The sequence below is a fragment of the Halococcus dombrowskii genome (genome assembly GCF_022870485.1).
GTDB lineage: Archaea > Halobacteriota > Halobacteria > Halobacteriales > Halococcaceae > Halococcus > Halococcus morrhuae.
In genome coordinates this window covers 1,000,212-1,025,676 of record NZ_CP095005.1, presented here as the reverse complement: position 1 = coordinate 1,025,676, position 25,465 = coordinate 1,000,212, and the positions used below count along the sequence as shown (strand labels likewise).

General features: G+C 66.1%; 28 protein-coding genes. 12 read left to right on the top strand and 16 right to left on the bottom strand.

The genetic code is table 11. The features are described 5' to 3' along the window. Positions 1-22: 22 nt before the first annotated feature. On the bottom strand, positions 23-295 hold the full coding sequence (locus MUK72_RS05520; RefSeq protein ID WP_004051487.1) for a winged helix-turn-helix domain-containing protein: 273 nt from the start codon (positions 293-295) through the stop codon (positions 23-25). Positions 296-461: 166 nt separating this feature from the next. On the opposite strand from MUK72_RS05520, the gene MUK72_RS05515 reads away from it, so the two are divergent. The 3 genes from MUK72_RS05515 to MUK72_RS05505 are packed head-to-tail and all read left to right on the top strand — an operon-like array spanning position 462 to position 3,881. Continuing rightward, on the top strand, positions 462-764 hold the full coding sequence (locus tag MUK72_RS05515; protein WP_004051485.1) for an EMC6-like membrane protein: 303 nt from the start codon (positions 462-464) through the stop codon (positions 762-764). After that, a complete protein-coding gene (locus MUK72_RS05510; RefSeq protein ID WP_244704654.1) occupies positions 764-2,587 on the top strand; it encodes a ribosome biogenesis/translation initiation ATPase RLI in 1,824 nt (607 codons plus the stop codon). Before MUK72_RS05515 ends, MUK72_RS05510 begins: the two co-directional genes overlap by 1 nt. A gap of 1 nt (position 2,588) precedes the next feature. After that, entirely contained in the window at positions 2,589-3,881 is a 1,293-nt protein-coding gene (locus tag MUK72_RS05505; protein ID WP_244704651.1) for a hypothetical protein, read from the top strand. A 31-nt stretch (positions 3,882-3,912) separates the two neighbouring features. On the opposite strand, the gene MUK72_RS05500 is transcribed toward MUK72_RS05505, so the two are convergent. After that, positions 3,913-4,431 carry an archaemetzincin family Zn-dependent metalloprotease gene (locus tag MUK72_RS05500; protein ID WP_244704649.1) on the bottom strand — a complete coding sequence of 173 codons (519 nt, stop codon included), beginning with the start codon at positions 4,429-4,431 and terminating at the stop codon, positions 3,913-3,915. Between the two features lie 66 nt (positions 4,432-4,497). Between MUK72_RS05500 and MUK72_RS05495 the strand changes: the two genes are divergently transcribed. From MUK72_RS05495 to MUK72_RS05480, 4 genes are all read left to right on the top strand, one after another. Next, positions 4,498-4,899, top strand: a complete 402-nt coding sequence (locus MUK72_RS05495; protein ID WP_244704648.1) for a UPF0146 family protein — start codon at positions 4,498-4,500, stop codon at positions 4,897-4,899. Then, positions 4,896-5,771, top strand: coding sequence for a TIGR01548 family HAD-type hydrolase (locus MUK72_RS05490; protein WP_244704646.1), 876 nt, complete (start codon positions 4,896-4,898; stop codon positions 5,769-5,771). The genes MUK72_RS05495 and MUK72_RS05490 overlap by 4 nt, the downstream gene beginning before the upstream one ends. 42 nt (positions 5,772-5,813) lie before the next feature. Next, positions 5,814-6,479, top strand: a complete 666-nt coding sequence (npdG, locus tag MUK72_RS05485; RefSeq protein WP_244704644.1) for an NADPH-dependent F420 reductase — start codon at positions 5,814-5,816, stop codon at positions 6,477-6,479. A gap of 358 nt (positions 6,480-6,837) precedes the next feature. Continuing rightward, the gene (locus tag MUK72_RS05480; protein WP_244704642.1) at positions 6,838-6,993 is read left to right on the top strand and encodes a hypothetical protein; all 156 of its coding nucleotides are present in this window, start codon (positions 6,838-6,840) and stop codon (positions 6,991-6,993) included. Here the strand turns inward: MUK72_RS05480 and MUK72_RS05475 are convergent, their stop codons facing one another. Then, the gene (locus MUK72_RS05475) at positions 6,994-7,731 is read right to left on the bottom strand and encodes an SDR family NAD(P)-dependent oxidoreductase (protein ID WP_244704640.1); all 738 of its coding nucleotides are present in this window, start codon (positions 7,729-7,731) and stop codon (positions 6,994-6,996) included. Between the two features lie 88 nt (positions 7,732-7,819). Between MUK72_RS05475 and MUK72_RS05470 the strand changes: the two genes are divergently transcribed. Then, complete coding sequence (locus MUK72_RS05470) at positions 7,820-8,785, top strand: ROK family protein (protein WP_244704638.1); 966 nt, start codon at positions 7,820-7,822, stop codon at positions 8,783-8,785. A 45-nt stretch (positions 8,786-8,830) separates the two neighbouring features. Here MUK72_RS05470 and MUK72_RS05465 read toward each other — a convergent pair whose 3' ends face one another. From MUK72_RS05465 to MUK72_RS05455, 3 genes are all read right to left on the bottom strand, one after another. After that, a complete protein-coding gene (locus MUK72_RS05465) occupies positions 8,831-9,208 on the bottom strand; it encodes a DUF7532 family protein (protein ID WP_244704636.1) in 378 nt (125 codons plus the stop codon). A 50-nt stretch (positions 9,209-9,258) separates the two neighbouring features. Then, the gene (locus MUK72_RS05460; protein ID WP_244704634.1) at positions 9,259-10,563 is read right to left on the bottom strand and encodes an APC family permease; all 1,305 of its coding nucleotides are present in this window, start codon (positions 10,561-10,563) and stop codon (positions 9,259-9,261) included. Positions 10,564-10,637: 74 nt separating this feature from the next. Then, positions 10,638-11,585 (bottom strand): NOG1 family protein, encoded by a 948-nt coding sequence (locus MUK72_RS05455; protein WP_244704632.1) that lies wholly within the window; start codon positions 11,583-11,585, stop codon positions 10,638-10,640. 94 nt (positions 11,586-11,679) lie between these two features. Here MUK72_RS05455 and MUK72_RS05450 point away from each other — a divergent pair, with 94 nt between their 5' ends. Further along, positions 11,680-12,030, top strand: coding sequence for a DUF5518 domain-containing protein (locus MUK72_RS05450; RefSeq protein WP_244704631.1), 351 nt, complete (start codon positions 11,680-11,682; stop codon positions 12,028-12,030). Between the two features lie 4 nt (positions 12,031-12,034). Here MUK72_RS05450 and hisE read toward each other — a convergent pair whose 3' ends face one another. From hisE to MUK72_RS05430, 4 genes are read right to left on the bottom strand one after another with little or no spacing between them, the layout of a single operon-like run. Then, entirely contained in the window at positions 12,035-12,343 is a 309-nt protein-coding gene (hisE, locus tag MUK72_RS05445; RefSeq protein WP_244704629.1) for a phosphoribosyl-ATP diphosphatase, read from the bottom strand. Further along, positions 12,340-12,798 carry a bifunctional nuclease family protein gene (locus tag MUK72_RS05440; RefSeq protein ID WP_244704627.1) on the bottom strand — a complete coding sequence of 153 codons (459 nt, stop codon included), beginning with the start codon at positions 12,796-12,798 and terminating at the stop codon, positions 12,340-12,342. The genes hisE and MUK72_RS05440 overlap by 4 nt, the downstream gene beginning before the upstream one ends. A gap of 37 nt (positions 12,799-12,835) precedes the next feature. Next, positions 12,836-13,426 carry a pyridoxal 5'-phosphate synthase glutaminase subunit PdxT gene (gene pdxT, locus MUK72_RS05435; RefSeq protein ID WP_244704625.1) on the bottom strand — a complete coding sequence of 197 codons (591 nt, stop codon included), beginning with the start codon at positions 13,424-13,426 and terminating at the stop codon, positions 12,836-12,838. A 36-nt stretch (positions 13,427-13,462) separates the two neighbouring features. Then, positions 13,463-13,621: a preprotein translocase subunit Sec61beta gene (locus tag MUK72_RS05430; protein ID WP_049916018.1), complete on the bottom strand. Its 159-nt coding sequence runs from the start codon at positions 13,619-13,621 to the stop codon at positions 13,463-13,465. A gap of 94 nt (positions 13,622-13,715) precedes the next feature. Here MUK72_RS05430 and trxA point away from each other — a divergent pair, with 94 nt between their 5' ends. Next, positions 13,716-13,985, top strand: a complete 270-nt coding sequence (trxA, locus tag MUK72_RS05425; RefSeq protein ID WP_244704622.1) for a thioredoxin — start codon at positions 13,716-13,718, stop codon at positions 13,983-13,985. Positions 13,986-14,120: 135 nt separating this feature from the next. On the opposite strand, the gene MUK72_RS05420 is transcribed toward trxA, so the two are convergent. Genes MUK72_RS05420 through MUK72_RS05410 form a run of 3 tightly spaced genes read right to left on the bottom strand, consistent with a single transcriptional unit; the run spans position 14,121 to position 16,688 of the window. Beyond that, on the bottom strand, positions 14,121-14,324 hold the full coding sequence (locus MUK72_RS05420) for a hypothetical protein (protein ID WP_004051436.1): 204 nt from the start codon (positions 14,322-14,324) through the stop codon (positions 14,121-14,123). Between the two features lie 53 nt (positions 14,325-14,377). Continuing rightward, entirely contained in the window at positions 14,378-15,190 is an 813-nt protein-coding gene (gene otsB, locus MUK72_RS05415) for a trehalose-phosphatase (RefSeq protein WP_244704620.1), read from the bottom strand. Continuing rightward, positions 15,180-16,688, bottom strand: coding sequence for an alpha,alpha-trehalose-phosphate synthase (UDP-forming) (locus MUK72_RS05410; RefSeq protein WP_244704618.1), 1,509 nt, complete (start codon positions 16,686-16,688; stop codon positions 15,180-15,182). Before MUK72_RS05410 ends, otsB begins: the two co-directional genes overlap by 11 nt. A 539-nt stretch (positions 16,689-17,227) precedes the next feature. On the opposite strand from MUK72_RS05410, the gene uvrA reads away from it, so the two are divergent. Next, a complete protein-coding gene (gene uvrA, locus MUK72_RS05405) occupies positions 17,228-20,167 on the top strand; it encodes an excinuclease ABC subunit UvrA (RefSeq protein ID WP_244704616.1) in 2,940 nt (979 codons plus the stop codon). Between the two features lie 23 nt (positions 20,168-20,190). Here uvrA and MUK72_RS05400 read toward each other — a convergent pair whose 3' ends face one another. Continuing rightward, positions 20,191-22,635, bottom strand: a complete 2,445-nt coding sequence (locus tag MUK72_RS05400) for an amino acid permease (RefSeq protein ID WP_244704614.1) — start codon at positions 22,633-22,635, stop codon at positions 20,191-20,193. An 86-nt stretch (positions 22,636-22,721) separates the two neighbouring features. Then, complete coding sequence (locus MUK72_RS05395) at positions 22,722-23,714, bottom strand: PrsW family intramembrane metalloprotease (protein WP_244704612.1); 993 nt, start codon at positions 23,712-23,714, stop codon at positions 22,722-22,724. Positions 23,715-23,841: 127 nt separating this feature from the next. On the opposite strand from MUK72_RS05395, the gene MUK72_RS05390 reads away from it, so the two are divergent. After that, the gene (locus MUK72_RS05390) at positions 23,842-23,991 is read left to right on the top strand and encodes a hypothetical protein (RefSeq protein ID WP_244704610.1); all 150 of its coding nucleotides are present in this window, start codon (positions 23,842-23,844) and stop codon (positions 23,989-23,991) included. 34 nt (positions 23,992-24,025) lie between these two features. On the opposite strand, the gene MUK72_RS05385 is transcribed toward MUK72_RS05390, so the two are convergent. Continuing rightward, positions 24,026-25,351 carry a TIGR00341 family protein gene (locus MUK72_RS05385; RefSeq protein ID WP_244704608.1) on the bottom strand — a complete coding sequence of 442 codons (1,326 nt, stop codon included), beginning with the start codon at positions 25,349-25,351 and terminating at the stop codon, positions 24,026-24,028. Positions 25,352-25,465 lie beyond the last annotated feature (114 nt).

Here is a 25,465-nt window from a genome sequence, read left to right as displayed (position 1 = left end):
CGAACGGTTCGTACTGTGGCGCTCAGTCGTCGGCGAGCGCGTCGGTCTCGCCCTCGACGGTCGGCGCGGCCGTGATCTCGTAGAGGTTCTGACGGGCGTCGGCGAAGTAGACGTCCTCGTCGATGACCTCGATCTCCTCCAACCGTTCGAGCGCGTAGCGGACCGTCCGTGCCGACAGCATCGACTCCTCGACGATCCCCTTCTGGGTGAGCGTGCCGTTGTATTCGAGCACCTTGAACACGAGTTTCGCGCTCGGCGGCAGATCCACGAGGCGCTCTTCGTCGGAGTCACTCATCGTCCGAGTGGATGTGCGCGAAAGACATAAAACCGTGGTCTGCCCCTGCACGCTCGGCGGTCTGTGGGCGTGTCGGGACGACGGCAAGCGGGCGTCCGAGCGGTCAGTGAGGCGCAACCAGCGCCGAGAGCGAACGGCTTTTGAGCGCGTGGTCGGTAGCGTTCGTATGGCGACCGAGACAGCCGACGCGCGGGCCGACCATCTCCGGAGTCTGACGGTCTCCTCGGTCACGTCGCTTTCGGGCATTGCGGCCGGACTCATCTCCGCAGTGGTCGCAAGCGGGGCGACCGACACCGCCGGCCTCTACCCGCTCGCCGGCGCTATCCTTGTCCAGCTGCCGCTTCTCGGGCTGCTGGGGGTTGAGGTCGATGACTTCTCGATCAAGGACAACGTCTACATCGCGTTCATGACCTTCGCGCTCTGGTTCGTGACCTGGACGATCCTCCTCACCACCGGTACCAGCTTCTGATGGCCGACGATTCCATCGCGGTCGTCGATCTCGACCGCTGTCAGCCCGATCGCTGCAACTACGAGTGTGCGAACTTCTGCCCGCCCAATCGGACGGGCGAGGAGTGTATCGTCACCCGCGAGGAGCGCTACGACGACGACCGCTACGACGGCGATCCGGACCAGATCTCCATCTCCGAGGAGCTCTGTCTGGGCGAGAGCTGCGGCATCTGCGTCGAGAAATGCCCGTTCGACGCCATCGAGATCATCAACCTCCCGCAGGAGCTCGACGAGGAGCCCGTCCACCGCTACGGCGAGAACGCCTTCTCGCTCTACGGCCTCCCGGCACCGGAAGCCGGGAAGGTGACGGGCATCCTCGGCCCGAACGGCATCGGCAAGACGACCGCCGTCAAGATCCTCGCCAACGAGATCACGCCGAACCTCGGCGACTGGGACGGCGCTGCTGGCTGGGAGCCCGTGCTCGACGAGTTCCGCGGCACGGAGCTCCAGAGCTTCCTCGAAGGGCTCCAGGAGGACGCGATAACGGTCGCACGGAAACCCCAGTACGTCGACCAGATCCCGAAACGGTTCGACGGCAACACGCGCGAGCTGCTCGCTCAAACCGACGAGCGCGGCGTGCTCGACGAACTGATCGAGCGGCTCTCGATCGGCCCGGTGATGGACCAGCCGATCGACTCGATCTCCGGCGGCGAGCTCCAGCGCGTGGCGCTGGCGGCGACGCTCGCCCGCGACGCCGACTTCTACTTCCTCGACGAGATCACGCCGTATCTCGACATCGGCCAGCGCATGACCGCCGCACGACTCATCGGCGAGCTCACGGGCGACGACCGCTCGATGCTCGTCGTCGAACACGATCTGGCGATCCTGGATCTGCTCGCCGATAGCCTCCACGTCGCCTACGGCGAACCCGGCGCGTACGGCGTCATCACGCCACCGAAGTCGGTCAAAAACGGCATTAACGAATATCTCTCGGGCTATCTCGAAAACGAGAACATGCGCATCCGCCCGAGCGCCATCGAGTTCGAGGAGCACGCACCGCGGAGCGTCGCGGCGGGCGACGCGCTCGTCGAGTATCCCGCCATCGAGAAGTCCTACGGCGACGGCGAGTTCTCCCTGACCGTGGAGGGGGGCACCATCCACGAAAACGAGGTGCTCGGCGTCGTCGGCCCCAACGGCATCGGGAAGTCGACGTTCGCCGAACTGCTGGCGGGCAATCTCGACCCCGATTCGGGCAGCCTCGACGCGAACCTCGACGTCTCGTACAAGCCCCAGTACATCGAGATCGACCAGCCGATGCGCGTCGACGCCTTCCTCTCGTCGATCACGAACGATTTCGGTTCGTCGTACTGGGACACCGAGATCGCCCAGCCGCTCCAGCTCGATTCGGTCATGGAGCAGAACCTGACCGATCTCTCGGGCGGGGAGCGCCAGCGCGTCGCCATCGCGGCCTGTCTCTCCGAGGACGCCGATCTCTACGTGCTCGACGAGCCCTCGGCCCACATCGACGTCGAACAGCGCGTCCGGGCCACCACGGCGATCCGCCGGTACGCCGAGAACCACGACGCGACGGCGCTGGTCATCGATCACGATACGTACATGATCGACCTGCTCGCCGACCGCCTGCTGGTGTTCGACGGCGAACCCGCCCAGTCGGGCCACGCGAGCCCGCCCGTCGGCATGCGCGAGGGGATGAATCGCTTCCTCGCGGATCTCGACGTGACCTTCCGCCGCGACGAGCGCGTCGGTCGCCCGCGCATCAACAAACCCGGCAGCCAGCTCGACCGCGAGCAGAAGCGCGCCGGCGAATACTACTACACGGCCTGACGTGCGACCCTTCTCACGGCTCCGCAGGCGGCTCGAAACCCCCTCGAAGCGACGCGCCGCGGCTCTCGCCGCGCTCAGTCTGGTGCTGGTCACGGTCGCACTCGTCGGCTTCGTGAGCGCGAACGAGTCGACGGTGACGATCGACGAGCGCACGCCGGAACGGAACACGCTCGTCGGTCTCCAAGGATACCATGACGAGGGTCGCGTACTGGAGCTCGCACCGGATGGGACCGTGGTCTGGGAGTACACGGCCGTCGAGAACGTCTTCGACGTCGAGTCACTCGGGCCGGATCGTGTGCAGATCGCCGGTGCGGACGCCGTTCCTGACGAACAGTGTCCCGCACGCTACCGTGACGACGGCACTCGGGGCTGTGTCCACAACACCGTCCGCATCGTGAATCAGGAGACCAACGAGACACAGTGGCAATACGGCTGGTACGACGTCGAGCGTCACGAACACGAACTCCACGACGTCGATCGGTACACGGCCGACGGCGAGGCACGCTGGGTGCTCGCCGACATGGGCAACGACCGCGTGTTCGCGGTGAATCGCAGCGGGGCGATCCAATGGCAGTGGAACGCGAATGCGACCTACGACCCACCCGCCGACGTGGGTCCGGAGGACGACTGGACACATCTGAACGACGTCGACAAAGTCGGGGAGGGACGATTTCAGGTGAGCCTGCGGAACTTCGATACGGTCGTCGAACTGCGCGTCGGGAACGACGGCACGGTAGCGGTCGAGCCGCTCGTCGGCCCGAACCGCTTCACGCCGAACAGTAGTGCCGGACCACTGTTCGCCCAGCACAACCCCGACCGCCTCGCCGACGGCCATCTCCTCGTTGCGGACTCGGAGAACGATCGCATCGTGGAGTTCGAGAACGGAACCCCAGTATGGACGGCCGGCGGGAGCGCCCGTCTCGACTGGCCACGGGACGCCGACCGCCTCGCGACCGGCAACACGCTCGTCGTCGACTCGTACAACGACCGCATCGTCGAACTCGACGGCTCGGGCGAAGCGGTCTGGGCGGTCGAGACCGGACGACTCCCTTATGATGCCGATCGAATTCCCCGAAATGGGTCGGGCGAGGGGAGTCGCAGCGAACCGACCGCCGACGCGCAGGGGTTCGATCCAGGAACGAACGAGACGAGTTCCCTTCGCGACACGGTTGCCTACGGGCTGACGCTGTTGCGCTACTCGATTCCGAACTGGGTCGACACGTGGGGGCTGCTCGTCGGCGGACTGCTCTGTGGCGTCGCTGCGGTCGTCGAGGGTCGGCGACTGGGTCGGTAGAACTGCGCGAGATGAGTACCGAGCGACCGGGTCAGACGAGCGTCGAACAGTCGGCGCAGAGCTGCTGGTTCTTGACGTCGACCTCACGCACGGTCGGCGAGAAGTTCATCACGCAGCGTTCGTCGTCGCAGTGTTCGAGGCCGAGGGTGTGGCCGATCTCGTGGACGACCTCCTTGCGGACGCGCTCGGAGAACACGTCGTCGTCCGAGCGGTTGAGGCTGCCGCCGTCGGCGGCGGTCTGGAGGCGATAGGTCGAGACGACGCTGCCGTTGCCGGAGAGGTAGGCCAGCCCGAAGACGTAGTTGCGTCGGCGGTAGAAGAGGTCCTCGGTCGTGAGGGCGATGTTTTTCTCCGCGGAGCCGACGTGGCCGGCGAGTTCGATGAACGCCTCGGCGCGGTACTGGCCGCGACTCTCGTCGTAGGCGTCGTCCGGAAGCGAACTGGCATCGTGGAGCATGACGTCGCAGTCGTAGACCGATCGCAGTCCGGCCGAGGCCGCCCGTTTGATCGGAACGGGGACGTCGCCGACCGGCACGATGTCGACATGCATGCGAAGGGATTAGGACGCCGCAATCATAAACGTCCCGACGTGAACCCCCGAAATCGGCCCCCGAGCGTGGCCCGTGCGGACGCGCTCGCCGACCGCCTCGCCGACTTCGCCTCGCCCGTCGAGGTCGGCATCGGCGCACGGACCGGCGTCGCCGCACGTCTCGCCGACGATACACCTGTGACGGCGACCGACGTTCGCCCCTGCACCGTGCCCGACGACGTCACGTTCGTCCAGGACGATATCACCGATCCCACGATGGACGTCTACGCCGACGCCGACGCGCTCTACGCGCTGAACCTCCCGCGAGAACTCCACCATCCATGCCGGTCGGTCGCGCGGTCAGTCGGGGCCGCGTTTCAGTTCACCACCCTGGGCGGCGAGTTCCCGGCCGTGGCGGCCGAATCGGAAACGCTGCCGGCCGGCGAGACGCTCTTTTGCGCCACGAATCGGGGAGGCGAACCCGCGTGACGGACACGGTCGTGCTCGACATCGACGGCGTGCTCGTCGACGTCGCCGACTCCTACCGGCGGGCGATCGTCGAAACCCTCGAAACGGTCCACGAGAGGTTCCTGGATCGGGGTGATATACAGTTATTCAAGGAGGCCGGCGGGTTCAACGACGACTGGGAACTCACGAGCGCGGCAGCACTATACCTGCTCGCCCGGCGCGAAGGGCTCGATCACTCCATCGAGCAGTTCACCGACGAGATCACGGCGACCGGCGGCGGGCTCGCCGGGGCCGAGACGGTCGTCAGGAACGCGCTCGCACCCGACGAGTTCGAGCGCACGTTCGCGGCCTGGGATCGTGAGCGACTGCGCGACGTCTTCCAGCAACGCTACCTCGGTGCCGACCTGTACACGGACCTCGAAGACGGCGAGCCCGATCCCGCCATCGCGGGCGACGGCTTCATCCATGACGAGCAAGTGCTCGCCGACCGATCGACGCTCGATTTCCTCGTCGAAAATTTCTCCATCGGCGTCGTGACCGGCCGGCCGGCCGCCGAGGCCGACATCGCCCTCTCGCGAGTGGGGCTCGACGTCCCCGACGAGCATCGCTTCACGATGGACAGTCCCGTTCCGGGCAAGCCCGATCCGGCGGCGCTCGTGACGCTCGCTGACCGCCTAGACGCGACGAGCGTCGTCTTCGCCGGCGACACGCTCGACGACGTCCGCACGGCGCGTAACGCCGCCGACAACGATCCCGACCGTGAGTATCGCGGGATCGGCGTTCTCACCGGCGGTCTCGACGGCGACGACGGCCGCGAGAAGTTCGCCCGCGTTGGCGCGGACGCAGTGCTCGACGATATCAACGCCCTCCCCGAGATCCTGGTCGACGAGTGACGGGACACAAACGTTTATTCGACGTTCGGGCGAGCATCGGGTATGCGCATCGCACTCTGTGGCGGCACGGGCGATCTCGGGAGAGGGCTCGCCCTCCGGCTGATTCGCGACACCGATCACGAGGTCGTCGTCGGCTCGCGCGATCCCGAGAAAGCACGCGAACACGCGGCCGAATACGAGGACGAACTCGGTAGTCACGACGTCGAGGGCGACATCAACGGTTTCGACAACGCGATGGCCGCCGACCGCGCCGACGTCGTCGTCCTCTGCGTGCCGGCCTACCACCTCTCAGATACGATCGACGCGATCGAGGGAAGCCTCGACGACACGGTGCTCGTGAGCCCCGCCGTCGGCATGCGCCGCGAGGAGGGGACGATGAACTACAACCCACCCAGCGCGGGCAGCGTGACCGCACTCGCCGCCGCGGCCGCCCCCGACGGCACTCCTGTGGTGGGAGCCTTCCACAACCTCGCGGCCGGCCGCCTCGCCGATCTCGACGCCAGCCTCGACTGGGACGTGCTCGTCGTCGGTGACGATGCCGACGCGAAAACCACGGTCGAGCGCCTCGCCGACGGCATCGACGGGATCCGCGCGCTCGACGCCGGCCCGCTCGCGGCTGCCAGCGAGGTCGAGAGCCTCACGCCGCTGCTCATCAACGTCGCGGCGAACAACGACGCCCTCGCCGATCTCGGCGTCTCATTCAACTGAAAAAGACCTCCACTTTTTTGCTCGTCGGGTAGTCTCCCTACGGTCGGCTACCGCTCCTCGCAAAAACCTGGACTAAAAATCCCCGCTCACTCGGCCTACGGCCTCGTTCACGGTGAACCGCGCTCGCTCCGTTCGCGCGGACATACGACCTCCGCACAGCACCGCAGAAGCCCTCACTCGCTCACTACGTTCGCTCGTTCGCCCTTCATCCACCAGGCAAGCGTCCATTCCCGAGTCTGCACCCGCTCCGCGACCGCAGCGGCGGGACCGCACCGCAGACCGCGCCGCACCGCGGCCGGCGGCCGCCAGCAACCAACCGACCGGACGACTTTTTGCACACAGCGCCGACGTGCGCGACATGGACGCACTGCTCCATCTGGGGTTCAGTCACGCACAGCCGATCGTGCTCGTCGTCGCCGCGATCGCCACCTTCGCTATCGGGCTCTGGATCGGAATGCGCCGCCGGACCGACGACGGCGCGAGCACGCGCTTCGACGAAGAAAGCGACCAGTAGTCAGACCCGTTCGGGTCGCCAGCCACCGTCGACCGCGACGTTCTGGCCACTCAGGTAGTCGCTGTCCTCGTCGAGGAAGAATCGAAGCGCCTGCGCCATGTCGTCGAAGTTCGCCGGCCGCCCGCGCGGGAGTTCGTCAGGGAACTCGTCGGAGTTCTCGACGACGTACGGTGAGACCGCGTTAACGGTGATCCCGTCGTCCTGCGTGTCGGCCGCGAGCATCCGCGTGAACATCACGACGCCCGCCTTGGCGACGAAATAGGGGAAGTTCTTCGGACTGACGAGCAGACGGTCGGCGCTCGCATAGCCGATGTTGACGATGCGACCCCACTCACGTTCTCGCATGCCCGGCAGCGCGCGCTTCGAACAGAGGTAGGTTCCGTTGAGGTTCGTTTCGAGTACACGATTCCACGTCTCGAACGAGATTTCTTCCCAGTGGCTCGGCGCGAACGCGCCGACGTTGTTCACGAGGACGTCGACATCACCCAGTTCGTTTTCCACCGCGTCGAACAGCTCGTCGACTGCGTCGGGATCGGTCACATCGCCCTGAACGGTCGTGGCCTCGACCCCGGAGTCACGGGCTTGCTCGGCGACCAACTGCGCTTCCTCGTCGCTCGTGTTGTAGTGGACGGCGACCGACGCGCCACAGTCGGCCAGCGAGAGCAGGAGTTCGCGACCGACGCCCTTCGCGCTGCCCGTCACCAGCGCCGTCCGCCCCGAGAGATCCGGTGTTATCACGCGCTCGCTTCGCGTCCCGGAGGTTTAGCATCGCCGCTCATGACGAGGAAATCAGGGCGACTAAGCCGACGGCCCCAGTTGTGCGTGTATGGCGACCTACGCCGGCGTCGACCTCGGCGGGACGAACGTCCGGGCGGTCGTCGCCGACGCCGATGGCAACGTAATGGGCAGCCACAGGCAATCGGCCCCGCGCGGCCCGAACGGGCTGGCCGTCACCGAGGCGATCCTGGACTGCCTCCGCGAGGCGTCGGCGGCGGCGGGTGTCGAACCACGGAGTACGAAGGCGGCCGCCATCGCCGCCGCCGGACGGCTCGATCTCACCGAGGGACTTGTCGAACCGACGAACATCCCCGTGGGCGAGGTGCCGCTGCGCGGGCCCGTCTCGAACCTCCTCGAAACCGACGAGATCCGTCTGCACAAGGACGTCGCCGCCGGCGTCATCGGCGAGCGCTATCACGCCGAGCGCAACCCCGACGACATGGCCTATCTCACCATCTCGTCGGGCATCGGCGCGGGCATCGCCGTCGACGGCTCGATCCTCTCGGGCTGGGACGGCAATGCCGGCGAAGTCGGCCATCTGACGATCGACGCCACGGGCGAGATGACCTGTGGCTGCGGCCACGACGGCCACTGGGAAGGGTACTGCTCGGGCGCGAACATCCCCGCCTACGCCCGCCGACTCTGGACGAAAGCCGATCGCCCCGCAACCGCCGTCCCGATCGAGAGCGACGATTTCACCGCCGTCGACGTGTTCGCCCACGCCGAGGAGGACTCGTTCGCCGAGCACGTCGTCGATCGCCTCGCCGACTGGAACTCACTCGGAGTGGCGAACCTCGTCCATTCCTACGCGCCGCTGGTGATCTCGATCGGCGGCGCGGTCGCGCTCAACAACGAGGAACTCGTCGTCGATCCGATCCGCGAGAGACTCGACGGACTGGTGATGACGAACGTTCCCGAGATCCGCCTCACCGAGTTCGGCGACGACGTGGTCGTCCAGGGGGCGCTCGCGAGCGCGCTTACCGGCGGCACCGGCGACATCGACCGCCACGAGTGAATCTCTTCCTCCGACACTCCTCGTCCATCTTCGATGCCGAACCGCTCACCGCAGCGCCTCGCGATCGGCGGCGAAGCGCACGCGACCGTCGACCGTGGGACCGAGCGAGAGCTCGACGACCTCCTCTGAGAGGACGCGCCCGCCCTCGACCGGGACACCCCACGTATCGAAGCGGAGATAGCCCCGGATGTCGTCGGCGTGGGTGAACAGATCGAGATAGTCGACGGCGTGTTCGGGAAACTCGTTCGCGCTATGGGCTCGATCCATGTCGGAGTACGCGACGTCGAGCCCGGCGAAAAATTCTTCCAAGCGGTCGGCGTCGCGATCGGTCGCTTCGACCACGGCGTCCGAAACCGCCGCGATCTCGTCGGTCGAGAGCCCCGCCTCCGAAAGCGCGTGCTGCGTTCGCTGGTCGAAGTGCATGCCCGCAGTTGGCGGTTCCGGGCCGAAAACCCACCGATCGCGGGGTTCGATTACAGTCGTTGCTCGGCGCTGTTGACCTCGCGTTCGATCCGATCACGCTCGAAGTAGAGCAGCTCGACGGCGATCACGCCGATTGCGAGGGCGCACACGACGACGAACGTATCGAACTCGCTGGTGAAGAGATGGTAGAGCAGTGCCGTGGCGGCCGCCCCCGCACCGATCGCGCCGACCGCGGGGACGACCGTCGTCAGCACGGATTCGCGCTGTGTTACCGCGAGCGCGCTGATCGAGCCGAAGATGACGATGAACGATAGCGACGCGAACGAGCTGATGGCGTTCAGGCTGCCGAGAACCGCCAGCCCCGCCGTGAGCACGCCGACGACCAGCAGCGGGCGAATCGGTTCGCCGTCCGCATCGCCCCGGAGCTGGTTCGGGAGGAAGTCATCGGCGACCATCTTCTTCGAGAGACGCGCGGCGCTGAACAGCGTCGCGTTGAGAGCACTCCCCGTCGAGAACAGCGCCGCGACCGAGATCAACACGAAGCCGGCCGCCCCGAAGAAAGGCCTGGCGGCGATCGCCAGCGCCGTATCGGGCTGCTGTTGGATCGTCGCGGGAGGCACGAGATTGGTGGTGACGATCGCGACCAGGACGTACAGCAGCGTCGCCCCGACGATCGAGACGTAGATCGCGTTGCGGACGGTTTTCTCCGGGTTCGCGATGCTCTCCTGATCGAACAGCAGGAGCTCCCAGCCCTCGAAGGCGACGAACGCGACGCCGGCGGCGATGACCGGCCCGGCACCGACGTTCGAGAGGCCGGAACTCAACTCGCCGTTGGCGAACCCGTAGTAGATGCCGCCGACGCCGAACACCAGGAGGATCAGTACCTTGAGGCCGACGAGCACCTCTTCGGAGCGTCCTGAAGCGTGCGCGCCGGCGGTGTTCAGCCCGACGAAGACCGCGATCGCCGCGAGCGTGATCAGCGGCCGTAGCGGCACGCCGAACAACGACTCGACGCCGACGAGATCGGCGAAATAGCCGCCGAAGGAGTAGGAGTAGAGCGCCATCGTGCCGACGTAGCCGATGATGAACGTCCAGCCGAGCATGCCCGCGAGCGTCGTGTTGCCGGTGAACCGCTCGACGTAGGTCATCGGTCCCGCGTGGCCGTCGACGAGACCGTTCAGTCGGACGAACGAGTAGCCCGCACAGAGCGCGATGACCCCCGCTACGACGAACGCGAGCCACGCGAGGGTGTCGGCCGTGATCGCGACGACGCCGAGCGCCGCGAAGATACCACCGCCGACCATGCCGCCGACCGCCATCGACAACGACTCGACGAACCCGATCTCGTCTGCCATGCCGGACGGTGGCGGGCGGCGCGCTTGTCGGTTGGGATCGATGCGTCCGATATCTTACTCGGTCGATGGCCGATTCAGGGCAGTTCGGGCTCGTAGCCCACCATCTCGACCGCCGCGTCGAGGAGTTCCTCGATCCCTTCGTCGTCTTCGACGCTCAGGTAGTGATCGGCGTCGAGATCGCGCGAGCGATCGGCCTTCGTACAGACGGTCGCAATCGGCGTGTCGAAGCGTTCGTGGACGGCGTCACGGAGTGCGAGCTGGTCGTCGAGCGGGTAGCCACAGGCCGCGCTCGCGTCGACGAAGACGAGTACGGCGTCGGCGGCGTGAGCCAGCGCGCTCTCGGCTTGGAGCTCGATCCCGTTGCGCTCCTCGTGCTCGCGATCGAGCAATCCTGGAGTGTCGACTAACTGATATCGGATATGCTCGCGCGTGAAGTGGCCGACGCCGATCCGCGTCGTGGTGAACGGGTACGAGGCGGTCTCGTGGCGCGCGTTCGTGACGTGGTTGACGAACGTCGACTTCCCGACGTTCGGAAAGCCCGCGACGACGATCGTCGGCTCGTCGGGCCTGATGTCGGGGAGCACTTTGAGCTCGTCACGGGCCGCGCCGAGTCGTTCGAGGTCCTCCTCTACATCGTCGACGATGTCCGCGAGCCGGGCGAACGCCTGTTTTCTGAGTTTGCGCGCCGTCTCGACGTCACCGTGCAGTCGGCCCTGGTACTCGCGCTTGATCGCGTCGGTCTGGTTGCTCGCCCAGCCGACGTTCGAGAGGCTCTGTCGCACCGCGTCGACGTCGACGATCGCGTCGGCGAGTTCGTAGTAGAACGGATCGAGCGTGTCGAAATCCGGCCAGCTCGTCACGACGTTTTCGAGGTTGTCCGAGAGGATGTTGCCCGCGGTCTGGAGCATCGACACCTGGGCGTCGATCCCGGACTGGGCCCGCCCGGCACGGGTCGCCCGCGAGAACGCCCGGTCGACCAGCTCCTCGTCGGTGGGCGTGGTCGGGATGTCTTCGAAAATCATGAGGGCTGTACTGCGCACGGACGTAAAAGCGCGTCAGTCGGTCGCCGAGGTCGCCGTCGACACGGATTTATCATCGCCCGGAGTACGCATGGGTATGACCAACTGGCGCGCCGTGGGAATCGGCTTCCTCATCGAACTCGTGCTCAGCATCATCGGCGGGATCGTCCCGATCATCGGCCAGCTGTTCGCCGCCGTCGTCGGTGGGTTTACTGCAGGCTACATCGCCGGCGGCGGGTTCGGTCGCGGGTTCTGGCACGGTCTGCTCGCGGGCGCGCTCGGCGGGATCATCGTCGCGGTACTCGTGACGGCACTCGTCGGCGTGTTCGACGCCACGCTCGGCTTCGCCGGCCTGCTTGGCGGTAGCGTACTCGTCATCGGTATGACTCTCGCGCTCGTGCTCGCCCTCCCGAGCGCGCTCGCGGGGGCGCTCGGCGGCGCGCTCTAAAGGCTCAGCGCCGTTCGCGCAGTTCCGCACGCAGCTCGTCGAGACTGACGTCTTCCATCGCCAGCAGGACGAGCAGGTGATAGACCAGATCGGCGCTCTCGGCGACGAGCGCGTCGTCCTCGTCCTTGGCCGCGAGCACGACCTCCGTGCTCTCCTCGCCGATCTTTTCGAGCACGGCGTTCTCGCCCTTCTCGTGAGTGAACAGCGACGCGGTGTAGGAATCTTCGGGCAGCTCCGCCTGTCGGTCGGCGATGACCGCCGCGAGCTCGTCGAGGACGTTCTCCGATCGCTGTTCGGCATGCTCTTCGCTCACAGGTCGGCCACCTCGCGGATGTCGTCGAGTTCGTCGAACGCCTCACGCTCGCGGCGACCCTCCTCGTAGACGGCGGGATCGACCTCAATCGGGGCGTTCGTGCGGGCGGCGAGCGCGAGCGAGTCGCTCGGGCGCGCATCGATGACGCGCTCGCCGCGGGGCGTCTCGACGTGGAGGTCGGCGGTGTACGTTCCGCCGCCCTCGCTCTCCTCGATGGCGTCGACGACCACGCTGTCGACCCGGCCACCGAGCTCCTCGACGATATCGAGCAGGAGATCGTGGGTGAGCGGCCGGCCGATGTCGACGGCGTCCATCCCGCGGGCGATGGCCGACGCCTCGTCGAAGCCGATGAAGATCGGCAGGTAGTCGGCCTCGCCGTCCACAGCGAGGAGAACCACCGGCACGGGGCCGGAGGGCGTGCCCGCGATGCGGACAGCGTCGATGTGGGCGTTCATACCCGCTGGAGGGCGCGAGCGATCAAAAGCCCTGTCACTACCCGTTCGTCCGATCGAAAAAAGCTAGCCCGTGAACCCGTGCGTCGTCGGTGAGTTCGGGATGGAACGCCGTTCCGACGACGGGACCATCACGCACCGCGACCGGCTGCCCGTCGAACGTCGCCAGCACCTCACAGTCGCCCGCCTCGTCGATGTGCGGCGCGCGGATGAACACCGCCGGGAACGGTTCGTCGAGATTTTCGATGTCGAGGTCGGTCTCGAAACTGTCGCGCTGGCGGCCGAAGGCGTTGCGCTCGACGGTCGCGTCGATCAACCCCAAATTCTCGACGCGCTCGTCGCCGGCGTCCGCACAGGCGACGATGAGGCCGGCACAGGTCGCGAGCAGGGGCTTGCCCGCGTCGACGTGAGCGACGATTTCGTCGGCGAGCCCCTCGCGCTGGAGATGCGTCGAGATCGCCGTCGATTCGCCGCCGGGCAACAGGAGGAGATCGCAGTCGGGGATCGTTCCCGACGATCGGATCTCGATCGGGTCGGCACGCTCGCCGTGGGCACGGGCCGCCCGCTCGATCGCTGCCGCGTGCTCCCTGAAATCACCCTGGACAGCGACGATGCCGGCCGTGAGACTCATGTCGTGGCTACGCCGCCCGGCGAAAAAAGTGCGGTGTTACAGCGCGATTCGGAGGACGATGATCATGATGCCGAACGCGACGCCGAAGGCCACGATCGTCTTCGGGTCGAGTCGGATGGCGTTCTGATCCTCGGCGTCGAAATAGCGCACCAGTCCGGCGCTCGACATCAGCCCGCCGGAGTTATCGCTGCTCATGGCTCCTGTGTGGCTGCTGCAGGCCTAAACCTTTCGTCGTGGCTACGGGGTGGGAAACCCTTATCAGCGCCACGCGCCTACCTCTGGCCGGAACATGAGTGTTCGACTGAAAGACTTCTACGCGGATTGGTGCGGTCCCTGCAAGACCCAAGACCCCATTCTCGAGGAGCTGGAAGAGGACATGGACGGCAACGTCGAGTTCGAGAAGATCGACGTCGACGAGGAGCAGGAGATCGCCAACGAGTACCAGGTGCGGTCGATCCCCACGCTCGTCGTCGAGAACGACGACGGCGTCGTCGAGCGATTCATCGGCGTCACCCAGCGCGAGGAGATCGAGAGCGCGCTCGAACAGGCCGGCGCGTAACTCAGGACACGACTGGTTCGGGATCAGCAGTCGTCGGCCCACGTTTTCATCATGCAGCAGTTATTTCACGATCATGACCACGACCGGAAGCGCTGACTGCGCGAAACCATCGCCACGAGAGCCGGTCGGAACGGCCTAGCGAACGCGCTGATAGATCCGGATGAGCGCCTCGGCGACGATGCCGACGATGCTCCAGCGATAGGAGAGGGCGGCCGCACCCAGGAGAAGCGCAGCGATCTTCTTCTCGCCACGATAGAGCGCGAGCCCGGCCTCGACGAGCATCGAGACGGCGCTGATCTGTCCCGCCTGTTTCGATTTGAACGCGTTCGCGAGTCCCATGCCCGCGCGAGGGGAGCGGGACGGATAAGCACGCGGGCAGCGAGCGCCGGGAGCTACGCCGCTCCCCGAGAATCGAGCGCGGCGAGCCCCTCGTCGGCGAGCCAGTCGAGAAATCGCGTGACGGAGTCGGGGTCGTCGATGCGGTAGTCCGCCGCCGTCTCCGAGTCGGTACCGACGTGGACGCCGAGCCCGATTTCCGAGAGTTCGCGAAAGGCCGCCTCGTCGGTCGTGTCGTCACCGATGTAGATCGGCAGCCAACCGTCGTGATCGGCCACGAGCAGCGAGACGGCGTCGCCCTTGTCCCAGGCGACCGTCGGCGTGAGTTCGACGATCTCCTTGCCCGTCGAGAGTTCGAAGCCACCCTCAGCGACCCGCTCGACGGCCGTCTCGACGGCATCGTGGACCTCACTCTCGCGCTCGGGAGCCGTCCGGTAGTGGACGGTCGCACTCACGGATTTGTCCTCGACGAAACAGTCCGTGTCGTCGAGGCGTTCCTCGATGTCGGCGACGATCGTGTCGAGATCGCGCCGCCGACGTCTGGCGATCGGGTGAGTCGTGCTCTCGCCATCTCTGTGGAGTTCGAGCCCGTGATTGCCGGCGTAGTCGATCCCGTCGATGGCGACGCGCTCGCGGAGATCGGCGAGCTCGCGCCCACTGATGACGGCCACGTCCACCCGGTCGTGATCGCGGAGGCGTTCGAGCGCGACGCGGTTTTCCTCGCCGAGTGCGGGTGCGTCAGGGTTGATCTCGATACCCGCGAGCGTGCCGTCGAAATCCGTACAGAACAGGAGTCCGTTCGCGTCCGCCAGACGGTCGCGGAGCGCCGGGAGGGAGTCCCACAGCGTCGGCGGGGTGTCAGTCGTCATCGGCGTCTTTCGCTCGGAGTTCGTCGATCGTATCGAAGATACCCTCCATCCACGCGTAGAGATCGTTCGATTCGACCCGTTCGCGCAGGGCGACCATCCGCTCGGCGCGCTCCTCGCCGTCCATCGTCAGCGCGCGCTCGATCGTGTCGGCGAAGGCGTCGGTGTCGTAGGGGTTGATCGTGAGTGCTCGGTCGCCGAGCTCCTCGTGGGCACCGGCCTGATCCGAGAGCACGAGTACGCCGTCGTCGTCGACCTGCGCGGCGACGTACTCCTTGGAGACGAGGTTCATCCCGTCGCGGACGGCGCTCACGAGCATGACGTCGGCGTAGCGATAGAGCCCACAGAGCTCGCGCTGGGGAATGAACTCGTTGATGTAGATGACCGGCTGCCAGTCGTCGGTGCCGAACCGCTCGTTGATGCGGTCGATCGACTCCTGAACCTCGGTCTGGAGGTCCTGATAGTCCGGGATGAGTGAACGGCTCTCGTTCGCCTTCTGGACGTAACAGACCTCGCCACGGTACTCGGGACGGGTTTCCAAGAGGCGTTCGAGCGCGTCGAGGCGCTCGACGATCCCCTTCGTGTAGTCGAGTCGGTCGACGCCGACGATGACGCTCGTCTCCGCGTCGATCCCGTGGGACGACTGGAACTCCCGCCAGAAATCGTCGTCGGCGGCCTCGGCGTGCTCGCGGATCGAATCGGCGTCGATCCCCATTGGAAAGGCCTTCACGACCGTCGTGTGCCCCTCGTAGTTGACGCGCCCGCCCTCGGGATCGATGAAGGCGTCGTCGAGCGCCTCGTCGACGCAGTCGAGGAAGTTCCGACAGTAGCGCTCGACGTGAAAGCCCAGGAGATCGTTGCCGAGCAGCCCTTCGAGCAGTTGCTCGTGCTGGGGACAGGCCCGAAAGGTGTCCCAGCCGGGCCAGGTGATATGCCAGAAATGTGTGAGGAATGCGCTGTCGGGCAGCGAATCGCGCACCCAGCGCGGCGCGAGCGTGAAGTGGTAGTCCTGAAACCAGATCAGCGAGTCCGCGCCGGCAGTCTCGACGACCGCATCGGCGAAGGTCTCGTTGACCTGCTGGTAGCGCTGCCAGTAGCGCTCGACGTAGTCGGTCTTCATCGTCCCGCCGTGACAGAGCGGCCAGAGAACGCGATTGGAGTAGCCGTAGTAGTAGCCCTCGACCTCCTCGTCGGTGAGCCAGAGCCGTTTGAGCGTGTAGGCCTCCGATTCGGGCGGCATCCGCACCGTCCCGTTGTCGTCGGTCACGTCGGCATCGGCCTCGCCGTCGCCCCACGCGATCCACGTCCCGTCGGTTTCCTGCATCACCGGATCGAGTCCCGCCGTCAGCCCGCCGGCCGGCCGGTTGACGGTTATCGAGCGCCCGCCGTCGCCGTGGTCGTAGCTATGCGTATACGGCTGGCGGTTCGAGACGACGATCAGTTCGCCGTCGTCGACTGCCGGCACGATTCCGTCGTCCGTTGCGCTGTTGTCAACTCCCATAGAGAGTGCTCGCTGTGGCTATCAGCCGTGTCTCCCCATTCAGTCGCATCTCTTATAATTCATGGGCTTGAGTGGGGTGTGTCCCCGGCTTGCCGTCGCCGGCTTTTATCAATACTGGTCGCCGCAATCGGGAGCTGTGTCGCGATCATAGTATCGTTGGAGGATGGCAGCTGCTGTAACCGGATGGCCGAGCACACGATCCTGGTGGATGAAGGGCGAGCATCCCGAAGGGATGCGAGGGCTTCGGCGGAGGCGGTGCTGTGCGGAGGCAGTAGTGGTCGCGATGCTGTGCGGAAAGCGTCGATGTCCGCGCGAACGTAGCGAGGTTCGATCGAAGGGAGAACCTCGGAAGCGAACGGCGAACGCAGTGAGCCGTGAGTAGTGAGCGCGGTTCACTGCGAACGAGCGCGGAGCGCGAGTGAGCAGGTGTTTTTAGTCCAGGTTTTTGCGACGAGTGGTGCGCGCGGAGCGCGCACCCGAGGAGTAAAAAAGTGGGGAATCGACAGGGTTTCACGGCCCGCGCTCCCGACTAGGCATCAATGAGTAAGGACGAGATCGAGGTCCGTGGAGCCGAAGAACACAATTTGAAGGACCTCGACGTCACCGTTCCGCGCGAAGCGTTCACCGTCGTCACAGGGTTGTCGGGATCGGGGAAATCCTCGCTGGCCTTCGAGACGATCTACGCCGAGGGCCAGCGCCGCTACATCGAGAGCCTGTCGGCCTACGCCCGGAACTTCCTCGGCCAGATGGACAAGCCACAGGTCGAGACCGTCGAGGGACTCTCGCCGGCGATCTCGATCGATCAGAAGAACGCCGCCAACAACCCCCGTTCCACTGTGGGAACGGTCACGGAGCTTCACGACTACCTCAGACTGCTGTATGCGCGCGTCGGCACGCCTCACTGCCCCGAGTGCGGGCGCGAGGTTGGCGAGCAGTCCGCCCAACAGATGGTGCGCCGGATCCTGGAGCTGCCCGAGGGGACGAGAGCGAAGATCGCCGCACCCGTGGTGCGCGACCAGAAGGGGGCCTTCGAGGAGCTGTTCGACGATCTCGTGAGCGAGGGCTACTCGCGCGTCGAGGTCGACGGCGAGGAGTTCGATCTGGCGACCGACCGCCCCGAACTCGACGAGAACTACGACCACACCGTCGACGTGGTGGTCGATCGGGTGAAGGTTTCCGGGGAGGCGCGCTCGCGCATCACCGACAGCGTCGAAACGGCCCTGGAAGAGGCCGATGGTGTTCTCAAACTGATCCTTCCCGATCCGCCCGCGGACGCCGACCTCGGCGGCGCGACCGCGCGCGCGACGGGCGATTTGGCTGGTGAGGAGACCGACCGCGCGGTCGTCGAGTTCTCCGAGGCGCTCGCGTGTACCCACTGCGGCATCGATATCTCTGAGATCGAGACCCGCTCGTTCTCGTTCAACAGTCCGCACGGGGCCTGCCCGGAGTGTGAGGGGATCGGCGAGACGAAGGAGGTCGACGAGGAGCTCGTTGTCCAGGACCCCGGAAAGCCGCTCCGCGAGGTGTTCGAGCCGTGGAGCTACTCGCGATCGTACTATCAGACCCGGCTCGACGCCGTGGCGGCCCACTTCGACGTCTCGCTCGATACGCCGTTCGAGGAGCTCGACGACGATGTCCGGGAGGCGTTTCTCTACGGGACGAGCGAGCAGGTCGTCTTCGAGCGTCGGACGAAGAACGGCACGCGGCGCAAGGAGAAGCGCTTCGAGGGCGTCATCCCGAATCTCGAACGCCGCCACGTCGAGACCGAGAGTTCGAGCACGCGCGATCACATCGAGAAGTTCATGGCCGTCACCACCTGCCCGGCCTGTGACGGGACGCGCCTGAAGCCCGAGAGCCGCGCGGTGCTCGTCGACGACACCGCCATCACCGCCGTCAACCGGATGTCGATCGGCGACGCGCTCGCGCACTTCGAGGGGATGGAAGACGGGATGAGCGAACGCGATCTGACGATCGCCGAGGAGATCCTCAAGGAGATCCGCGCTCGGCTCGGCTTCATGTGTGAGGTCGGTCTCGAATATCTGACGCTCGACCGGCAGGCGGCGACGCTTTCGGGTGGCGAGAGCCAGCGGATTCGACTGGCCACCCAGATCGGCTCCGGCCTCGTCGGCGTGCTCTACGTGCTCGACGAGCCCTCGATCGGGCTCCACCAGCGCGACAACGACCGACTGCTGAACACGCTCGAAGAGCTGCGCGATCTCGGCAACACGCTCCTCGTCGTCGAACACGACGAGGCGACGATGCGCCGCGCCGACGAGGTCATCGACATGGGGCCCGGCCCCGGCAAGCGCGGCGGCGAGGTCGTCGCGCAGGGATCGATCGACGAGATCGAAGCGACGGAGGGATCGATCACCGGTGCGTATCTCAGCGGCCGGAAGGAAATCCCCGTCCCCGAGACGCGACGCGAGGCCGACGGCGAGCTCACGGTCCGGGGTGCGCGCCAGCACAACCTCGCCAATCTCGACGTGTCGATCCCGCTGGGCTGTTTCACCGCCATCACCGGCGTTTCGGGGTCGGGTAAGTCCACCCTGATGCACGACGTGCTCTACAAGGGTCTCGTCCGCGAGATGAACGACAACCGGACTGTGGACCCCGGCGAGCACGACGCCATCGAGCACGAGGGGATCGAGACCGTGCGGCTGATCAATCAGTCGCCGATCGGTCGGACGCCGCGATCGAACCCCGCCACGTACACCGGCGTGTTCGATCACGTTCGAGAACTCTTCGCCGAGACGAAACTCGCCAAACAGCGCGGCTACGAGAAGGGCCGCTTCTCGTTCAACGTGAAGGGCGGGCGCTGTGAGGCCTGTGGCGGGCAGGGCACGGTGAAGATCGAGATGAACTTCCTCTCGGACGTCCACGTTCCCTGTGAGGAATGTGGTGGCGCGCGCTACAACGACGAGACCCTCGACGTCACCTACAAGGGCGAGACGATCGCCGACGTGCTCGACATGAGCATCGAGGAGGCCTACGAGTTCTTCGAGGCGGACACCCGACTGAAGCGCCGTCTCCAACTCCTCCGCGACGTCGGGCTCGACTACATGCGACTCGGCCAGCCCTCGACCACCCTTTCGGGCGGGGAGGCCCAGCGCGTCAAACTCGCCGAAGAGTTGGGCAAGAAACAGACCGGCGAGACGCTCTACCTGCTCGACGAGCCCACCACCGGGCTCCACTCGGCCGACGAGCGCAAGCTGATCACCGTGCTCCAGCGTCTCGTCGACAACGGCAACACCGTCGTGGTCGTCGAACACGAACTCGATCTCGTGAAGAACGCCGACCACGTCGTCGACCTCGGTCCAGAGGGCGGCGAGAACGGCGGCGAGATCGTCGCGGCCGACACGCCCGAAGCGGTCGCCGGCATCGAGGAGTCACACACGGGTCGCTATCTCCGTGACCTGCTGCCCGGCGTCGAACTGGAAGGGCCCCGGACCGACCGGCGCGTCGCCGCCGACGACGACTGACGCGGCGCGTCCCGACCGAGTCGTTAGCGATCGAACAGCCGTCGCAGGCGTGACGGGATGCCCAGGTTTCGCCTGGCGAGGACGACCGTGCTTTCGGCTTCTTCACCGACTCGCTCGGGGATCGTGCCGAAGACCACGCGCTGGAGCAGTCCCTCGCGCGTCGCGCCGATCACGGTGACGTCGTGGTCGGCCGAGCGTGCGGTGATGGCGTCGACGACGTCGTCGTTGGCGACGACCGTCACCTCGGCATCGGTGTCGGGGAAGTCTTCGAGCATCCCTTCGAGCGCGGACTCGGCGCTGTCGCGTTCGCTCTCGGCAGCGATCACGCGGAGTAGTTCGACGTGCGCGCCGGTCGCATGGGCGATCGATCGGGCGACCTCGCCGGCCAGTTCAGTGTGTGGGCCGCCGGCGGTGGGGAGCAGTACCGATCCCACCGCGACCGGCGTGTCGGGATCGATCCGCTCGACGAGCACGTCACAGTCAGCGTCCGTGACGACCGTATCGACCGTGCTACCGAGGACGACGTCGCGGCGGCGCGCCCGCCAGCCACCCCAGCCGAGCAGGACCGCGTCGGCGTCGTACTGCTCGATGGTGTGTAGTATGGCGTCGTCGACGTCGTGCGCGATGCGAACCGTCCCGCTGACGGGCACGCCGACCTCCCCCGTCTCCGCATCGCTGCTTTCCTCGACGGTGCCACTTCCATCGGACGAGAGTTGGCCGCCCGTCTCGGCGAACGCCATCGCGCGATCGAGCACGTCACGGCGCTCGTCGACGTACTGGCGACCCTCCGAGAGCGGCGTCTGGTCGGGCAGGTCAACGACCGAGAGCGCGAGTATCTCGCCGTTTCTCTCCCGAGCCATGTCGATCGCGGTCGTCAGCAGCTGTTCGACGTGATCGGGGTTGGCGATCGGGACCACGATGCGGTAGTCGCGCTCGCGGCCCGACGGGTTGCGCTCGGCCACCGCCGTGGGCGTCTCGCGCTCGATGGCCGCCGTCGAAGGTGCACGCGCCTTCCACGCGAACCAGAAGCCGACGCCGACGACCTCGGCGAGCAGACCGAGCACGAGGCTCGACGGTTCGACGTTCGCGAGCAGGACGAAGTTCGCGATCACCGCGAGCGCCGGCACCCACGGCACCGCCGGTACGGTGAACCCCCGATCGAGATCGGGGAACTTCCGGCGCGAGCGGACGACCGCGACGTTGACGACGATCAGCCCGGTGAGCAGCATGAAATCCGCGAAGTGGGTGATCGCCTCGATACCGAGGTGAAGCTCCGCGCCCACGAGCGGCAGGGCGAACGGGAGTTGGAGAACTGCCTCACTCTCGGGACCGCCACCGAAGACGACGGTAAAGAGGAAGACGTAGAGCAAGATGAGCCCGCCCGTGAGGAACACCGACAGATAGGGCGTGTTGAACGAGGAGTGGAGTTTCTCGAAGCGCGCGGGCAGATGGTCGCGGCGACTCATCGCGAGTTTGACACGTGATCCGGCGAGAATGGTAGCGTTGGCCGCCGCGACCATCGAGAGAAGCGCGCCGACGATGATGACGTAAAATCCCACGGGACCGAGGTAGTATTGGGCGGCGTAGGCCATCGACACCTCGCCGCTGTTGGCGATGAACTGTCGGGCCGAAACCCCGCCGAGGTCGACGTTCGCCGCGAGAAACTGGAGGAACCGGGCGTCGTTGACGGCGAAGACGATGACGAGCACGACGAACGCGTAGACGACGGTGACGAAGCCCATGCTGACGAAGATCGCCCGCGGGATCGTTCGGCCGGGGTTCTCGATCTCCTCGGCGTTGGTCGCGATCGCCTCGAACCCGAAGAAGGTGATGAACACGAGCGCACTCGTCACGCCAATATCACGGAGATCGGCGAAACCCTGCGTGTTCTCGGCGATCGAGCTCATGACGACCTCGGTGTCGAACGCCTGCAGACCGCCGTAGAGGAAAAGGAAGATGAGCGCGACCTTGAGCGCGGTGACGACGATCTGGAAGAGCCCGGTTTCCTCGGTACCCTTGAGATTGATCCCGATGAGCACCACCAGAACCCCGATCGACGAGAGCCAGTACGGAACGGCCGCGGGAATCGACAACAGCGGATAGATGAACCGGTAGAACCAGTCGCCGAAACTCGCGAGGTAGAAGGCGGCGCTCGCGGGATAGCCGAGGATCATCGACCAGCCGACGATATACGTCCAGTCGCGGTCGAACGTGTTGGCGACGTAGGCGTAGCCACCCCCGCTTTCGGGGTAGAGCGAGGCGAACTCGGCGTAGGCGAAGGCGGTGAAGGCGGCGACGATTGCTGCGATCAGGAACGAACCGATGGCGACCACGCCGACGTTCGAGACCGCGAGCCCCGAGAGCACGAAGATTCCCGCGGCGATCATCGTCCCGACGCCGAGGGCGACCGCACCCACGAAGCCGATGTCGCGGTCGAGCTCCGTCTCGACGCCGGTCCCGTCGCTCATGTACCGCCACTTACCCGTCGGAGTGAAAAATGTTCACATGCACCATCCAACGATGGCGGAACACGGGGACGCGTGACCTCCGGCTGTCATTCCTCGAACTCGGTGCGCTCGACGGGGACGAGCGCCCCGTCCTGACGGGTAGCGCGGTACTGCCGCCGATAGCGTGCGAGTTTTCGGTAGAGGAAGTAGCCGAAGAAGCTGTCGTAGATGATGACGAACGCCAGGAGAGTGACGAAGTTCGGGATGCCAAGCACGAAGGCCGCAGCGGCAGGGATGAACGTGAGCGTGTTGTAGGTCGCGTGGATGAGCGCCGCGATCAGGAGCCCCTTGACGATGATCGGGCCGGCACGATCGCGGTTGAACTTCGCCAAGCCGAGATAGTAGCCCGCGAAGGCCGAGTAGATGACGTGGCCGGGGCCGGCGATCGCCCGCGCGGGCGTGACGCCGCCACCAGCGCCCAACACGTTGCCGATGACGGGGTTGGCCACCGCGTCGGTGATGTAGATGGCGTTCTCGATGGTGGCGAAGCCGAGTCCCGCGACCGCGCCGTAGACGGCACCGTCGATGACGGCGTCGAATCGCGGGCTGCGGTAGGCGTAGATCCGGACGGCGAGCCACTTCATCGTCTCCTCGATCGGGCCGACGACGAGGTAGAAAAACCAGACCGGGCCGACGATCGGGACGAGCTGGAGAACGCTGCCGAGCCCGTTGATGATCGCGGCGAAGCTCGCGAAGAGCACGCCGAGGGCGAACGTCACCGCGAGCAAGGAGAGCGGTTCGGCGGTCGTGCTGTCGGTCCACCAGACGTAGGCGACGAGCGCGAGCGCCGGCACGAGCGACAGCACCGTGAACGCGCTCACGACGGGGTTCAGGATACGTGGCAGGTCGCTGGTCACGACGATCGCCACGAGGATCGCGCCCGCGAGTAGCACCAGCACCCATCGCGCGATCACGTCCAAGACCCAGTAGAGCCAGGTCGCCACCCTGTCGAGCGGCGTCCGCACCTCCCACGTCGTGACGTCGTAGCGGTCGCGGGACCCGTCGTCGCGGGACTGAATCGGGTCCTGACTGCGCGCCATACCCGACTCTCGACCGCCGGGACCTAACCGTTGTCCCCTCACCTGACGACCAATATTAATATGGAATCATACACCATTACTAGCATTAGGCATAGCTTGATACGTCCCCACGAACGACTGTCACGGCATGGCACGCAGCACGACGCGCGGACTGCTGTACACAGCACCGCCGACCGACGACGAGGAACGAGTGGACGAACGATCGGATGAGAGTACGTCGACGATGACGGCTGATTCAGACGGAACGAATCACGCCAGCGCCGTCGCGGACGACTAGTCCGGTAGTCACGCGATCGAGCGGTGAGTCACAGTCACGCGGTCTCCATCTCGACGTAGCGCACGCGTACCTGAACGTCGTTCGGCGAGCCGAGCGGTTCGGGCAGCGCGAGATCGCCGAGCGCCTCGTCGATACGGCGTTCGAGCGGGCGAGCGAGGTTCGGATTGCTACCGTCCCCCGTCCCGCCGGCGACGATGGTGACACGGGTCGGCTGGCGCGGCGGGACGGGGTCGTCGTAACGAAAGCGCACGTCGAGCAGCGTGAGCCGATCGTACTCGGGCTGATCGAGCAGCGCGTCGATGTCGCCGCGGACCTCCTGCTCGAACGACGCCGTCCGGTAGGAGTCGTAGGTGACGACGCCGAGAAACGCCGACAGCACCAGGATGGCGGCGGCGAGCGCGACGATGCGCTTTCGCGTCGCCAGCCGGGCGTCGTCCTCGCGAAACCAGTGATCGGGCCGATAGCCCATATACCACAGAACAATGAGCGCCGTGAGGTTGATCGAGAGCGTATTCACGAGCACGAGTACCGACGCGCTGAACACCGGTGCCGGCCGGCCCCACGCGATGGCGATGCCGATGACTCCAAGGGGCGGGACGAGCGCGGCGGCGATCATCACGCCGACGAGCGTCGCCGAGACACCGGTGGCGAGGCTCACTCCGCCGGCGACGCCGGCTCCGAGCGCCACCACCAAGGCCAGAAAGTCAGGCGCGAGTCGGATATTGATCTGTCCGATCATGAATACGTCGGTGCCCGGTGGCACCGTGTTCGTCACGCGCATGAGGGCGGCGAACAGCGTCGCGGCGACGACCGCGACGGCGAGACCGAGCGCCTGAAGCTTCACCCCGCGACGGAACATCCCCTGGTCGTCGACGACCGTTCCCACGGAGGTCGCCATCGCTGGCCCGATCAAGGGAGCGATGACCATCGAGCCGACGACGACGGCCGCGTCATCGAGGAGGAGTCCGGCGGTGGCGACGACCGCGCTCACGACCGTCATGACGAGATACGGCCAGAAATCCGGCGCGAGTTCCCGGGCACGGGCGTGGATCTCCTCGCGGGCGATGCGTTTGTCGGTCTCCTCGTCTTCGTCGTACCGCTCTTCCAACTGCTCGAACCGCCGCGAAACGACGGTTTCGGCATCGACGACGATCGTGTAGGCGTCCTCGTCGATACCGGTCTCGCGCAGGCGGTCGAGCACTGGCTCGACGGCAGTCGTCGGCAGCGGGAACGAGACGACGCCCGTGAACTCCCGGCCGCTCGTCTCCTCGGTCAGCACGTAGTCGATCCCCTCGTCGTCGAGCTCCGAGAGCACCGTCTCGCGCTTGCCCGCCGGGATCGTCACCTGAACGAGTCGCACATCCGACGGTCTCGGCCGGCGGCCAAATACCCCGTGGTCGGCCATCGAACGGCACCATCCACGATCGGGCCGAAGCTCCCGTCGGGCAGTATAAACCCGTTCGCCCGAGAGGGC

What these genes read in the sequence shown, in the direction of transcription:
- MUK72_RS05390 (WP_244704610.1), top strand. Translation starts at nt 23,842, where the DNA reads ATGGCACGCAGCACGACGCGCGGACTGCTGTACACAGCACCGCCGACC.
- otsB (WP_244704620.1), bottom strand. Translation starts at nt 15,190, where the DNA reads ATGACGACTGACACCCCGCCGACGCTGTGGGACTCCCTCCCGGCGCTC.
- MUK72_RS05460 (WP_244704634.1), bottom strand. Translation starts at nt 10,563, where the DNA reads ATGGCAGACGAGATCGGGTTCGTCGAGTCGTTGTCGATGGCGGTCGGC.
- pdxT (WP_244704625.1), bottom strand. Translation starts at nt 13,426, where the DNA reads ATGAGTCTCACGGCCGGCATCGTCGCTGTCCAGGGTGATTTCAGGGAG.
- MUK72_RS05410 (WP_244704618.1), bottom strand. Translation starts at nt 16,688, where the DNA reads ATGGGAGTTGACAACAGCGCAACGGACGACGGAATCGTGCCGGCAGTC.
- npdG (WP_244704644.1), top strand. Translation starts at nt 5,814, where the DNA reads ATGCGCATCGCACTCTGTGGCGGCACGGGCGATCTCGGGAGAGGGCTC.
- uvrA (WP_244704616.1), top strand. Translation starts at nt 17,228, where the DNA reads ATGAGTAAGGACGAGATCGAGGTCCGTGGAGCCGAAGAACACAATTTG.
- MUK72_RS05480 (WP_244704642.1), top strand. Translation starts at nt 6,838, where the DNA reads ATGGACGCACTGCTCCATCTGGGGTTCAGTCACGCACAGCCGATCGTG.
- MUK72_RS05450 (WP_244704631.1), top strand. Translation starts at nt 11,680, where the DNA reads ATGACCAACTGGCGCGCCGTGGGAATCGGCTTCCTCATCGAACTCGTG.
- MUK72_RS05455 (WP_244704632.1), bottom strand. Translation starts at nt 11,585, where the DNA reads ATGATTTTCGAAGACATCCCGACCACGCCCACCGACGAGGAGCTGGTC.
- MUK72_RS05465 (WP_244704636.1), bottom strand. Translation starts at nt 9,208, where the DNA reads ATGCACTTCGACCAGCGAACGCAGCACGCGCTTTCGGAGGCGGGGCTC.
- MUK72_RS05400 (WP_244704614.1), bottom strand. Translation starts at nt 22,635, where the DNA reads ATGAGCGACGGGACCGGCGTCGAGACGGAGCTCGACCGCGACATCGGC.
- MUK72_RS05515 (WP_004051485.1), top strand. Translation starts at nt 462, where the DNA reads ATGGCGACCGAGACAGCCGACGCGCGGGCCGACCATCTCCGGAGTCTG.
- MUK72_RS05430 (WP_049916018.1), bottom strand. Translation starts at nt 13,621, where the DNA reads ATGAGCAGCGATAACTCCGGCGGGCTGATGTCGAGCGCCGGACTGGTG.
- MUK72_RS05510 (WP_244704654.1), top strand. Translation starts at nt 764, where the DNA reads ATGGCCGACGATTCCATCGCGGTCGTCGATCTCGACCGCTGTCAGCCC.
- MUK72_RS05470 (WP_244704638.1), top strand. Translation starts at nt 7,820, where the DNA reads ATGGCGACCTACGCCGGCGTCGACCTCGGCGGGACGAACGTCCGGGCG.
- MUK72_RS05420 (WP_004051436.1), bottom strand. Translation starts at nt 14,324, where the DNA reads ATGGGACTCGCGAACGCGTTCAAATCGAAACAGGCGGGACAGATCAGC.
- MUK72_RS05500 (WP_244704649.1), bottom strand. Translation starts at nt 4,431, where the DNA reads ATGCATGTCGACATCGTGCCGGTCGGCGACGTCCCCGTTCCGATCAAA.
- MUK72_RS05395 (WP_244704612.1), bottom strand. Translation starts at nt 23,714, where the DNA reads ATGGCGCGCAGTCAGGACCCGATTCAGTCCCGCGACGACGGGTCCCGC.
- MUK72_RS05520 (WP_004051487.1), bottom strand. Translation starts at nt 295, where the DNA reads ATGAGTGACTCCGACGAAGAGCGCCTCGTGGATCTGCCGCCGAGCGCG.
- trxA (WP_244704622.1), top strand. Translation starts at nt 13,716, where the DNA reads ATGAGTGTTCGACTGAAAGACTTCTACGCGGATTGGTGCGGTCCCTGC.
- MUK72_RS05440 (WP_244704627.1), bottom strand. Translation starts at nt 12,798, where the DNA reads ATGAACGCCCACATCGACGCTGTCCGCATCGCGGGCACGCCCTCCGGC.